Here is a 12,796-nt window from a genome sequence, read left to right on the forward strand (position 1 = left end):
TCGATTGCCAGCGCAGCATACGCCACGAGGGGCGCGTTAGGGGTCCCATTGACAGGCGAGCCCCCCCTTGGCCCCGCCATGCCGTGTCAGCGTTTGACGATGCGTCCCGGGGCCGCTTGCTGCAGGGCAGTGGGCTGGTCGCGCAGCCATTCCACCAGCGCGTCGATGTCGGTGCCGATCAGGGTGCGATCCCGCCCGTGCTTGAAGCCGGTCTGGGCGTCGCCGCCTTCGGACAGGAAGTTGTTGATGATCACGCGGTAGTCTCGCTGCAGGTCGAGAGGTTGGCCGCTCAGCGTCACCTCATCCAGTTGCGGCGTGCCGTCGTCACCGGTGTGCCAGCGGTAGCGCAGGGTGCCGGAGGGCTGGAGCATGCGTGGCGCGGCGTCGCCCTTGGGCAGTTGGCGCAGCAGGATGTCACGAAGTTGCTGGCCGCTCAGCGTCACGGCGACGATGTCGTTGCCAAACGGCTGGATGGCCAGCAGGTCGCTCATGGTGGTGGGCTTGCCGGGCTCCACACTCAGGTCGGCGCGAATGCCCCCCGGGTTCATGAACGCCACATCCGCCGGGCCTTGCTTGCGGGCGTAGGCGAGCTGGCTGTCGGCAATCAGGTTGCCCAGCGTCGAGTCACCGTGGGGCGCGCGTGCGTTGCGCGTGGCGCCCTGGGGCAGGGTGGCAACGGGCTTGTTGCGGGCCGCCTCGGTCAGTGCGGCCGCGCGCGCCACCAGTTCGGCCAGCGCGGCATTGGGGGCGAAGGCCGATTGCAGCACCGGGTGGTTCACGGCCGTGGCTTCCAGCACCTCGCCCCGGGCGTTCACGCGCAGGCGGCTTTCGGTGATCCAGCCGCCGTAGCTGCCGGCCTGCACCACCAGGCGCCCGTTGATCTTGCAGGTGTAGGCCTGGTGTGTGTGGCCGCCAATGACGATGGCGTAGGCCGGGTCCAGCCGCTTGGCGATCTCGTGCACGCGGCCGGTGAGGGTGGGGCAGGCGTAGCTGGCGTCGTTGGCCCCGGCGCCGGGGCCCTGCACGCCGCCTTCATGCATCACGGCCACCAGCACCTGGGCGCCTTCGGCTTTGAGCTGGGGCACCAGCGCGTTGAGGGTGTCGGCCTCGTCGGCAAAGCGGATGCCCTGGATGGCGCGGGCCACGATGACGCGCGGTGTTTCCAGCGTCGCCACACCGGCGATCGCCACCTTCAGCGGGCCGGCTTGTTTGATGATGTGCGTGGGCAACAGCGGCTGGCCGGTCTTGGCGTCCAGCACGTTGGCGCCCAGGTAGGGGAAGCCGGGGCCCTTGAATCCGGGCCACAGGCATTCCGTGGGGCCGCACTCGCCCCGCGCCTTGCGCAACAGCTCCGGCAGGCCGGCGTCCAGCTCATGGTTGCCCAAGGCGCTGGCGGCAATGCCCAGCTCCGACATCGCGGACAGCGTGGGTTCGTCACGCAGCAAGCTGGAAATCAGCGGCGAGGCGCCGATCAGGTCGCCCCCGGCCACCACGAGGGCGTCCGGGTGCTGGGCCTTGAGCGCGCTCAGCGCGGTGGCCAGGTGGGCCACGCCGCCGGCGGGCTGGGCTTTGATCTCACCGGTTGCCGCGTCCGGCACGCGGGCCATCAACGGCGTGGGCTTGCTGGCCTGCAGGTTGCCGTGAAAGTCGTTGATGGACAGCAGCGTCAGCTCGGTGGTGGGCGGCGTGGTGGCGCAGCCGGTCAAGGCGGCGACCAAAAGCGCTGCGGTGCTGAGTCGAGTCAGGGTGTGGAGTGGCATGGCGAAGGCGTGCGGGGAGGCCAGCGAGCGGCCCGATGAAGCCCGCAGGATCGAGGGTGGTTTGACGCCGTAGTTTGTCGCGGTTTTGCGACAGCGCAGCGTTTGCGCGCAATGTTTACATTCTAGAAAAAATAGCACCAAAACGGTGCGTTGAGGCTAGGAATTCACGCAAGCACCGGGCCGTTTGCTGGGCGTTGGGCGCCGATGCGTGGGCGCCACCACAGCCCGTTCATGCACTGGCACAGTGCCGCCGTTTGGAAGCTGGCGTCTAAAAACCCCCGCTTCTGACTTACCCGTAAAGTTCTGTCACAGAAAGTCATGACAATTCCGTCACCGTTGCCCGAGTGCGTCTTCCGCAGACGCGCCGGAGCAACCCCGGAGCGCGTCGTGTGACGGTTCCGTGACAACTTTCGACACATCAGCTGCGCGCCACGAGCGCGCTCAACAGGAGTGATTGGGATGAGCAACAGGTTTGGGTCCGGATTCCCGCTGTCGGCGCTGTGCGCCGCGGTGGCCATCGTCGCGGCAGCGCCTGCCATGGCGCAAAACACGACCGCCGCGATCGGTGGTCAGGTGATGGGCGCCGATGGCAAGCCCGCAGCGGGCGCCACGGTGACCATCGTCCACCGCGAGTCCGGCTCGACCAACACCGTCACCGCAGACGGCGAAGGCCGCTTCTCGGTGCGCGGTCTGCGCGTCGGCGGCCCCTACTCCGTCACGGCGGTCAAGGGCAGCGACCGTGATGTCCAGAACGACATCTTCCTGGCCCTGGCCGAGACCCAATCGCTGGAACTGCGCTTCCGCAACAGCAACGTGCTGGAAACCGTGGTGACCACGGGCACGGCCGCCGCTTCGATGAAGTTCGACGGCTCCAACATGGGTGCCGGCACGAGCCTGGGCCGCAATGAGCTGAACGCCTACGCGTCCATCTCGCGCAGCCTGCAAGACTACGCCCGCAACGACCCGCGCGTCGTGCAGTCCGACAAGGGCAACGGCGAAATCTCCGTCGCCGGCCAGAACGGCCGCTTCAACTCCGTCACCATCGACGGCGTGAAGGTGAACGACACCTTCGGTCTGGAGTCCAACGGCCTGCCCACGCTGAAGCAGCCGATCTCGATCGACGCCATCCAGGCCGTGCAGGTCAACGTCTCGAACTATGACGTGACCCAGCAGGGCTACACCGGCGCCAACATCAACGCCGTGACCAAGTCGGGCACGAACGAGTTCACCGGCAGCGTGTACTACGTGTACCGCGACGAGAAGCTGACGGGCGACCGCTACGACCGCGTGCGCAACGTCACCTTCCGCACCCCGGGCTTCTACGAAAAGATGTATGGCTTCACCGCTGGCGGCCCGATCATCAAGGACAAGCTGTTCTTCTTCGCCGGCTACGAAGAGCTGCGCAGCAGCCGCACCACCCCGGCCTTCGGCCCGGTGGGCAGCAACAGCGTGAACGTGGGCCTGACCGACGCGCAGATCCAGTCGGCCGTCGACATGGCCAAGTCCAAGTACGGCATGGACATCGGCAGCCTCTCCACGCCCAAGGGTGTGGAACTGGTGGCCAAGGACACGCTGCTGAAGCTGGACTGGAACGTCAGCGACAACCACAAGGTCAACGTTCGCTACACGAAGTCGGAAGAAACCAACCCGATCTTCCCGAACTTCACCGCCAACCAGCTGTCGCTGTCGTCGGACTGGTACTCGCAGGCCAAGACGCTGGAAACCGTGGTCGGCCAGTGGTTCGCCGACTGGACGGACAACTTCTCCACCGAGTTGAAGGTCTCGCAGCGCGACTACAAGAGCGACCCGATCAACAACAGCAACCTGCCGCAAGTGGGTCTGGTGTGGACGACGACGGCACCGGCCGGTACGGCCACGGGCAACCGCACGCTGACCTTCGGTACCGAGCAGAGCCGTCACTTCAACAGCCTGCACACGAAGACGTTCAACAGCTTCTTCGCGGGCAACCTGTTCCTGGACAACCACGAGATCAAGGCTGGCTTTGACCTCGAGCGCAACCAGATCTTCAACGCGTTCCTGCAAAACACGCGCGGTGTCTACACCTTCAGCGGCACCGACCCGGTTGCGCTGTGGGCCGCTGGCGTGCCGACGTCGTACCAGGTGCAGCAGCCGCTGGCTGGCAACACGCTGCAAGACGGCGCGGCCAACTGGACGCTGAGCAACCTGGGCCTGTTCCTGCAGGACACCTGGAAGGTCAACAAGAAGCTGAACATCGTGGCCGGCCTGCGTGTGGACACGCTGAGCACGGACGACAAGCCCAAGTTCAACGCCACGGCATCGGGCGCCACGACGATCGGCACCAACGGCCGTCAGGCCGGCGGCTTCGGCTACGACAACAGCTACACGCTGGACGGCCAGAAGGTGGTTCAGCCCCGCCTGGGCTTCAACTACCAGTTCGACCCGGTCGACAAGCTCAAGACCCAGCTGCGCGGTGGCGTGGGCCTGTTCATGGGGTCCTCGGCCTCGGTGTGGCTGACCAACCCGTACCAGAACACGGGCGTCACCACGGCCAACTTCAGCTGCGGCGGTGGCTCCACGCCCTGCTCGGCCATCAAGTTCTCGGCCGACCCGGCCAACCAGCCGGCCGTCACGGGCACGCCGCCCGCTGCCAACGTGGACTTCGTCGCCCCGGGTGTGAAGCAGCCCACCGTGTGGAAGATGAACCTGGCGCTGGACAAGGAACTGCCCTGGTACGGCCTGGTGGCTGGCGCCGAGTGGCTGCACACCGAAGTCGACAAGGGCCTGTACTACAACTACCTGAACCTGGGCCCGGTCACCTCGACCTCGCCCCTGGACGGTCGTGAGATGTACTACAACGCCGCCGGCCGCAGCCCGCTGTGCTACGCCGGCAACAACGACACCAGCCCGAGCAACTGCGGTCGTCTGGTCAAGTCGCTGAACAACCCCAACTTCAACAACGTGACCGTGTTGAAGAACACCAGCAAGGGCGACGGCGACGTGCTGACCCTGTCGCTGAACAGCCCGAACCGCACCGGTCTGGGCTGGGGCGTCGCCTACACCTACACCCGCGCAACGGAAGTCAGCGGCCTGACCTCGTCGACCGCCAACTCGGGCTGGCTGAACCGCGCTGTGTTCAACCCGAACGAGGAAGTGGCTGCGAACTCCGCCACGCTGATCCGCAATCGCATCACGGGTAACGTGAACTGGTCCAAGGCGTTCTTTGGCAAGTACAAGACCACCTTCGGCATGTTCTACGAAGGCCGCACCGGTCACGCCTACAGCTGGACGTTCAACAACGACGTCAACGGCGACGGCGTTGCCGGCAACGACCTGCTGTACATCCCGAAGGGCCAGGGTTCGGGCGAAGTGATCTTCCGCCTGCCCAACACCACGGGCTCGACCTTCACGACCCAGGCCCAGATCGACGCCTACACCGCACAAACCTCGTCGGTGGCTGAAGCCAAGTTCTGGTCCATCGTGGATGCCAACCCGGGTCTGCGCAACTCCAAGGGCAAGACCGTGGGCCGCAACGCTTCGTTCTCGCCGTTCGTGAACAGCTTCGACGTCCGCGTCAGCCAAGAAGTCCCTGGCTTCTTCGGCAAGAACAAGGGCACCGTCACGCTGGACATCCTGAACTTCGGCAACCTGATCAACAAGCGTTGGGGCCGCATCGACGAAGTGGGCTTCGGCACGGGTGGCACCACCCGCCGCTGGATCAACTACGCCGGTATCGACCCGACCACCGGCAAGATGATCTACTCGGTCAACGATCCGGGCGACTACACCACGAAGCAAAACCGTGGCGAATCGCAGTGGGCCATGCAGCTCACCGCCAAGTACGAGTTCTAAGAGCAAGTACGGCCGCGCCGCCTCATCGGCGCTGTCAAAGCAAAGGGGCCCCACAAGGGCCCCTTTTTCGTGGGCGCTTCACTGCCCGTGGTGCATGTGGCGACCGCCGTGTTTGACGCGGCCGCGGTGGGCGGTCAGGTGCTCACTTGAGGATGTCGCCCAGGCAGAGGTACTTCACCTCCACGTAGTCTTCAATGCCTTGCCGGCCACCTTCGCGGCCCAGGCCCGATTGCTTCACGCCACCGAACGGCACCTCGGCCGTGGAGATGAGGCCGGTGTTGACACCCACCATGCCGTACTCCAGCGCTTCGCCCACGCGGAAGATGCGGCCAATGTCGCGGCTGTAGAAGTAGCTGGCCAGGCCGAACTCGGTGGCGTTGGCCAGGGCGATGACTTCGGCCTCCGTCTGGAACTTGAAGACCGGGGCCACCGGGCCGAAGGTTTCCTCGCGCGAGCACAGCATTTGCGGCGTGGCATCGGCCAGCAACGTGGGCTCGAAGAAGTGGCCGCCGGCCGATTCCACCCGCTTGCCACCGGCCAGCACCTTGGCACCCAGGGCGATGGCGTCGGCCACGTGGGTTGCCACCTTTTGCAGGGCCTGCTCGTCGATCAGCGGGCCGACGTTGACGCCGGCTTCAAACCCGTTCCCGGTCTTGAGTGCCGCCACCTTGGCCGCAAACTTCTCCAGGAAGGCGTCGTACACGCCGGCCTGCACATACAGGCGGTTGGCGCACACGCAGGTCTGGCCGGCATTGCGGTACTTGCTGGCGATGGCGCCGTCGACCGCCGAGTCGAGGTCGGCATCGTCGAACACGATGAAGGGCGCGTTCCCGCCCAACTCGAGGCTGAGCTTCTTGACGGTGGAGGCGCACTGACGCATCAGGATGCGGCCAACCTCGGTGCTGCCAGTGAACGACAGGTGCTTGACCACGTCGCTCTCGCAGAGCACGTGGCCGATTTCGATGGACTGCGCCGCGTCGGCCGTCAGCACGTTCAGCACGCCGGCTGGCATGCCGGCGCGCTGCGCCAGTTCCGCCACGGCCAGCGCGGTGAGTGGCGTGGCCTCGGCCGGCTTGATGACCACGGTGCAGCCCGCCGCCAGTGCCGGCGCCACCTTGCGGGTGATCATGGCCAGCGGGAAGTTCCACGGTGTGATGGCCGCGCACACGCCCATGGCCTGCTTCACCACCAGGTAGCGCTTGGTCGGGTCGGTGGTGGGAATGGTTTCGCCGTAGACGCGCTTGCCCTCTTCGGCAAACCAGTCGAGGAAGCTCGCGCCGTACACCACCTCGCCGCGGGCTTCGGCCAGCGGCTTGCCTTGCTCGGCGGTCATGAGTCGGGCGAGGTCGTCGGCGTGCTTCACCAGCAATTGCTGCCAGCGCACCAGCACGGCCGCGCGTTCCTTGGCGGGCTTGGCGCGCCAGGCGGGCAGGGCGTTGGCGGCGGCGGCGATGGCCGCGTCCGCCTCGGGGCGGCCGAGGTTGGGCACCTGGGCCAGTTCCTGGCCCGTGGCGGGGTTGGTGACGGGAAAGCTTGTGGCGCCCGTCACCCATTCGCCGTTGATCAAGGCCTGGGTGCGCAGCAAGCTGGCGTCATCGAGGGCCGTGAGCAGGGAATTTGCATCCATGGGGATCTCCATTCGAATTGCGCCTCACTCTACCTGCGCCGGCCCATGGCCCCTCTCTACAATCCCGCTTCTTTGTCACTGACCATTTCGTCAATCTCTCAGGAAGCCCCCGGAATGAAAGCCGCCGAGATCCGCCAGACGTTTCTGAAGTTCTTTGAGTCGAAAGGCCACCAGATCGTCGCCTCGAGCCCGGTGGTGCCGGGGGATGACCCGACGCTGCTGTTCACCAACGCGGGCATGAACCAGTTCAAGGACGTCTTCCTGGGCTTCGACAAGCGCGCCTACACCCGCGCCACGACCAGCCAGAAGTGCATCCGCGCCGGCGGCAAGCACAACGACCTGGACAACGTCGGCTACACCGCCCGCCACCACACCTTCTTCGAGATGCTGGGCAACTTCAGCTTCGGCGACTACTTCAAGAAGGACGCCATCTCGTACGCGTGGGAGCTGCTGACTGTTCACTTCAAGCTGCCGACCGAGAAGCTGTGGGTCACCGTCTACGAAGAAGACGACGAGGCCTACGAGATCTGGAACAAGGTGGTGGGCGTGCCCGCCGAGCGCATCGTGCGCATCGGTGACAACAAGGGCGCGCGCTACATGTCCGACAACTTCTGGATGATGGGCGACACGGGCCCCTGCGGCCCCTGCACCGAGATCTTCTACGACCACGGCCCCGACGTGGCCGGTGGCCCTCCGGGCTCGGCCGAGCAGGACGGCGACCGCTACATCGAGATCTGGAACAACGTCTTCATGCAGTTCAACCGCACGGAAGACGGCGTGATGCACCCGCTGCCCAAGCCGAGCGTGGACACCGGCATGGGCCTGGAGCGCCTGGCAGCCGTGCTGCAGCACGTGCACAGCAACTACGAGATCGACACCTTCGTGAACCTGCTGGCCGCGGCCAAGTCGGCCGTCGATGCAGCCGGCGGCGGTGACTGCGACGCCACGAGCCCGAGCCTGAAGGTCATTGCCGACCACATCCGTGCCTGCTCCTTCACGGTGGTGGACGGCGTCATCCCCGGCAACGCCGGCCGCGGCTACGTGCTGCGCCGCATCGCCCGCCGCGCCATCCGCCACGGCTACAAGCTCGGCGCCCGCACGCCGTTCTTCCACACGCTGGTGGCGGCGCTGTCGGCGGAGATGGGCGATGCCTACCCCGAGCTGCGCCAGGCCCAAGGCCGCGTGACCGAGGTGCTGAAGCAAGAGGAAGAACGCTTCTTCCAGACCATCGCCACCGGCATGGAAATCCTGGAAGGCGCGCTGGCCAAGGGCGGCAACGTGGACGGCGACACCGCCTTCAAGCTGCACGACACCTACGGCTTCCCGGTCGACCTGACCGCCGACGTCTGCCGCGAGCGCGGCGTGACGGTGGACGAGGCCCGCTTCAACGAACTGCTGGAAGAGCAGAAGAACCGCGCCCGCGCCGCCGGCAAGTTCAAGATGGCGCAAGGCCTGGCCTACAGCGGCACCGCCACCACCTTCCACGGCTACGAGCACCTGGTGTGCGAAACCGCCAAGGTCACGGCCATTTACGTGGACGGCGCCCAGGTCAATGAAGCCCAGGCGGGTGACGACGCCGTCATCGTGCTGGACCACACCCCGTTCTATGCCGAGAGCGGCGGCCAGGTCGGCGACGCTGGCGAACTGCGCAACGGCACGACCCGCGTGGTGGTGGCTGACACGCTCAAGATCCAGGCCGATGTCTTCGGCCACCATGGCCAGGTCGTGGAAGGCACCGTGAAGGTGGGCGACACCTTCACCGCCAAGGTGGATGCCGAGCGCCGTGCCAAAACCGTGCGCAACCACAGCGCCACCCACCTGATGCACAAGGCCCTGCGTGAAGTGCTGGGCGCCCACGTGCAGCAAAAGGGTTCGCTGGTGAATGCCGAGCGCACCCGCTTCGACTTCGCGCACAACGCGCCGATGACGGCGGAAGAAATCCGCGAGATCGAGTCGCTGGTGAACGCCGAGATCCTGGCCAATGCCGGCGCCAACGCGCAGGTCATGGCGCTGGAGGATGCGCAGAAGTCCGGCGCGATGATGTTGTTCGGCGAGAAGTACGGCGAAACCGTGCGCGTGCTGAGCATCGGCTCGTCCAAGGAACTGTGCGGCGGCACGCACGTGTCGGCCACGGGTGACATCGGTCTGTTCAAGATCGTGGCCGAAAGCGGCGTGGCTGCTGGCATCCGCCGCGTGGAAGCCGTGACGGGCGACAACGCGCTGGCCTACCTGCAGTCGCTGGAAAGCACCGTGCAGGGCGCTGCCATGACGCTCAAGACCACGCCGCATGAGCTGGGCGCGCGTCTGCAAGCTGTGCTGGAGCAGGTGCGTCAGCTGGAGAAGGAGCTCACCGCCGCCAAGAGCAAGCTGGCGTCTGCCCAAGGCGACGAACTGCTGGCCCAGGCCGTGGACGTGAAGGGCCTGAAGGTGCTGGCCGCCAAGCTCGAAGGCGCCGATGCCAAGACCCTGCGCGAGACCATGGACAAGCTCAAGGACAAGCTCAAGACCGCGGCCATCGTGCTGGCGGCCGTGGACGGCGACAAGGTTCAGCTGGCCGCTGGCGTGACCGCCGACAGCGTGGGCAAGGTCAAGGCCGGCGAGCTGGTGAACTTCGTGGCCCAGCAAGTGGGCGGCAAGGGCGGTGGCAAGCCGGACCTGGCCATGGCCGGGGGCACGCAGCCCGCGGGTGTGGCCGCGGCCTTGGCCAGCGTGGCTGGCTGGGTGGGCGAACGGGTCTGACCCCGGCGCCGAGCCGCGCGCCCCACATGCAAAAGCCCGCCACTGGCGGGCTTTTTGCTGTGCGCTGCGCTGGACCGCTGCGCACGCAGGCGGCCCTGTGCGGCGCGGTTCAGAAGGTTTCCCAGTTTCCGTCGTCGGCCGGCGCGGGAGCAGCGGGTGCGGGGGCAGGGCGCGGCGCTGAGGCCCGTGGGGCGGCGGTGGCCGGCGCGCGAGGCGTGGCCGCCGGGCGCGCGGATGCGGCCTTGGGGGCGGTGCTGGCTGCCGTGCTGCGAGAAGGGCTGGGGGCCGCACGCGTCGCGGTCTCGTGGCCAGACACGCGGAACACGGCCACCGCTTCCACCAGGCGCTGCGCCTGTTCCTTCAAGCTCTCGGCGGCCGCGGCGGACTCTTCCACCAGCGCTGCGTTTTGCTGGGTCATCTGATCCAGCTGCACCACCGAGCCGTTCACGGCGGCAATGCCTTCGCTCTGCTCCGACGCGGCGGAACTGATCTCGCCAATGATGTCTTGCACCCGCTGCACGCTGGCGACGATCTCGCTCATGGTGCTGCCTGCGGTTTGCACCAGGCGGGCGCCGTTCTCCACGCGCTCCACGCTGTTGCCGATCAAGCTCTTGATCTCCTTGGCCGCTTCGGCGCTGCGGCCCGCCAGCAGACGCACTTCACCCGCCACCACCGCAAAACCGCGGCCCTGTTCGCCGGCGCGTGCGGCTTCCACCGCGGCGTTCAGGGCCAGGATGTTGGTCTGGAAGGCGATGCCGTCGATGACGCCAATGATGTCGGCGATCTTGCGGCTGGCCGCATTGATCTCGTCCATGGTCGTGACCACCTGGCCCACCACCTCGCCCCCACGCGTGGCGGCGGACGCCGCGGACTGCACCAACTGGTTGGCGGTGCGCGCGGAATCGGCCGTCTGCCGCACCGTGCCGGTCAGCTGGCTCATGGACGAGGCGGCGTTTTGCAGGCTGCCGGCGGTTTCCTCGGTGCGCTGGCTCAGGTCGAGGTTGCCCGAGGCGATCTCGGTGCTGGCCGTGCCAATGCTGTCCACCGAATGGCGCACCGTCCCGATGGTGCTGGCCAGGCGCTGGCGCATTTGCTCGGCGTCGGCAATCAGCTGGCCGATCTCGTCGCGGCGCGTGCTGCTGACCGGGCGGCTGAGGTCGCCGTCGGCAATCGCGCCAACGGCGCCTTGCAAGGTCACCAAGGGCTGCGCCACCCAGCGCCGCATCATCCACATGAGGCCGAAGCCCAGGCCCACAGCGGTCAGGGCCAGCGCCCCCCAGAAGAACCACAGGGTGCTGCGCCCGGCGGCTTCAGCTTCGCTGCGCGACACCTGCGCAACGACCCAGTAACCGGTCTTCTCGCTCTTGCGTCCGATGGCGAAGTTGTCGGTTTGGCCCGTGCCCAAGACGTCGGGCACGTCGCCGAGCACGACCGTGTTTTCCGTCTGCTCGGCGAGGACTTTTTCGAACCCAGGTGCCACGGCCGACAGCAACTTCCCCTTGGCGGTGGGGTGCGCGGCCAGTTGGGCCTTGCTCGGGTCCTTGGGCATGGCGACGATGTAGGTGCCACCGTGCTCGAAGAACTTGGCCGACTCGGACATGCGGTTCATGGCCGCCTCGAAGGCATCGAGGTCGTAGCCGATGAACAAGATGCCGACGGTCTTGCCCGCGTCGTTCTTGATCGGCTCGTAGTGGGTCATGTAGGCCCGCCCGAACAGCAGTGCGCGCCCGGTGTAGGCCTTGCCGCTGGTGATGGCGGCATACGCCGCGGATTGGCGGTCGAGCAAGGTGCCCAGTGCCCGTTCGCCCTTCTCGTTTTTCAGCGAGGTGGTGATGCGTTCGAAGTCTTGGCCTTTGGCGGCGAACACGGTGGCCACGCCGCCGTTCACGGCCGCGAATTTGTCGACCTGGGTGAAATTGCCGTTGAGCTTGGGACCCCAATCGCGCAACTCGCCGGTGGCCTCGTCCAGCGTGAAGCTCGGGCCGAACTCTTGGCGGAACGAGCCGAAGCTGCGTTGCACCTGCTTGGCGGCCACTTCGTCCATGGCCTGCATCGCGTCAACCAGCAAGTCGGCCTGGTCCGTCACCCAGACACGCACTTGCTCGCTTGATGAGCGTTTGAGCAGCGCCCCGACCACGAGGCTCACCACCAACAACACGGCGGCCACGGCGACCGCACCCGTGAGCGACACCTGTCGCGCGATCGATTGAACGGGCTGACTCATACCTAGCTCCCAAGAATCTGGCGACACGGGCTCCGCCACCCTGCGGGTGCGCAGAGCCTTCCGGGAAAAGTCAGCGCAGGGGTCAGGCGGCGATGGCGGCGTCCATCAAACCCATGTCTGCGCTGCTCATCAGGCCTTCGATGTCCATGAGGATGAGCATGCGCTCGCCCACGGCACCGATGCCGGTGATGAAGCTGGTGTCCACCGACGCGGCGTTGAGCTCAGGCGCCGGACGGATGGCGTCGCGGTTGAGCTCCAGCACGTCGGACACCGAGTCCACCACCGCGCCGACCACGCGGTTCTTCACGTTCAGCACGATGACGACCGTGAAGCTGTTGTACTCAGCGGTGGGGCAACCCAGCTTGAGTCGCAGGTCGACGATGGGGACGATCACGCCGCGCAGGTTCACCACGCCCTTGATGAAGTCAGGCGCGTTGGCGATGCGGGTGGGCTGCTCGTACGAGCGGATTTCCTGCACCTTCAGGATGTCGATGCCGTACTCCTCCGAACCGAGTCGGAAGGTCAGGTATTCGCCACTGGCCGGGCCATGGGACTTGGCAGTGACGGCGCCTTGCTGGCGCAGGGCGGGGACGTTGCTGGCTTCCATGCGGACCT

The 12,796-nt window shown here is 66.5% G+C and carries 6 protein-coding genes; 2 read left to right on the top strand and 4 right to left on the bottom strand.

Annotated features, from left to right (window positions below; all coding sequences use genetic code 11):
- Window positions 1-86: 86 nt before the first annotated feature.
- The gene (locus ACG01O_RS02840; protein ID WP_394381189.1) at window positions 87-1,760 is read right to left on the bottom strand and encodes a bifunctional metallophosphatase/5'-nucleotidase; all 1,674 of its coding nucleotides are present in this window, start codon (window positions 1,758-1,760) and stop codon (window positions 87-89) included.
- A gap of 459 nt (window positions 1,761-2,219) precedes the next feature.
- Here ACG01O_RS02840 and ACG01O_RS02845 point away from each other — a divergent pair, with 459 nt between their 5' ends.
- Complete coding sequence (locus ACG01O_RS02845; RefSeq protein WP_394381191.1) at window positions 2,220-5,591, top strand: TonB-dependent receptor; 3,372 nt, start codon at window positions 2,220-2,222, stop codon at window positions 5,589-5,591.
- 142 nt (window positions 5,592-5,733) lie between these two features.
- Here ACG01O_RS02845 and ACG01O_RS02850 read toward each other — a convergent pair whose 3' ends face one another.
- Complete coding sequence (locus tag ACG01O_RS02850; RefSeq protein ID WP_394381193.1) at window positions 5,734-7,218, bottom strand: NAD-dependent succinate-semialdehyde dehydrogenase; 1,485 nt, start codon at window positions 7,216-7,218, stop codon at window positions 5,734-5,736.
- A gap of 114 nt (window positions 7,219-7,332) precedes the next feature.
- Here ACG01O_RS02850 and alaS point away from each other — a divergent pair, with 114 nt between their 5' ends.
- Window positions 7,333-9,957, top strand: coding sequence for an alanine--tRNA ligase (gene alaS / locus ACG01O_RS02855; RefSeq protein WP_394381195.1), 2,625 nt, complete (start codon window positions 7,333-7,335; stop codon window positions 9,955-9,957).
- A gap of 109 nt (window positions 9,958-10,066) precedes the next feature.
- Here alaS and ACG01O_RS02860 read toward each other — a convergent pair whose 3' ends face one another.
- Window positions 10,067-12,181: a methyl-accepting chemotaxis protein gene (locus ACG01O_RS02860; protein WP_394381197.1), complete on the bottom strand. Its 2,115-nt coding sequence runs from the start codon at window positions 12,179-12,181 to the stop codon at window positions 10,067-10,069.
- Window positions 12,182-12,263: 82 nt separating this feature from the next.
- On the bottom strand, window positions 12,264-12,788 hold the full coding sequence (locus ACG01O_RS02865) for a chemotaxis protein CheW (RefSeq protein ID WP_394381199.1): 525 nt from the start codon (window positions 12,786-12,788) through the stop codon (window positions 12,264-12,266).
- Between the last annotated feature and the right edge of the window lie 8 nt (window positions 12,789-12,796).

Source organism: Pelomonas baiyunensis, assembly GCF_043555935.1.
GTDB lineage: Bacteria > Pseudomonadota > Gammaproteobacteria > Burkholderiales > Burkholderiaceae_C > Pelomonas > Pelomonas baiyunensis.

Bases quoted from the DNA above. Each gene is read 5' to 3' on its own strand.
- ACG01O_RS02865 (WP_394381199.1), bottom strand. From the start codon at position 12,788: ATGGAAGCCAGCAACGTCCCCGCCCTGCGCCAGCAAGGCGCCGTCACT.
- ACG01O_RS02840 (WP_394381189.1), bottom strand. From the start codon at position 1,760: ATGCCACTCCACACCCTGACTCGACTCAGCACCGCAGCGCTTTTGGTC.
- ACG01O_RS02845 (WP_394381191.1), top strand. From the start codon at position 2,220: ATGAGCAACAGGTTTGGGTCCGGATTCCCGCTGTCGGCGCTGTGCGCC.
- alaS (WP_394381195.1), top strand. From the start codon at position 7,333: ATGAAAGCCGCCGAGATCCGCCAGACGTTTCTGAAGTTCTTTGAGTCG.
- ACG01O_RS02850 (WP_394381193.1), bottom strand. From the start codon at position 7,218: ATGGATGCAAATTCCCTGCTCACGGCCCTCGATGACGCCAGCTTGCTG.
- ACG01O_RS02860 (WP_394381197.1), bottom strand. From the start codon at position 12,181: ATGAGTCAGCCCGTTCAATCGATCGCGCGACAGGTGTCGCTCACGGGT.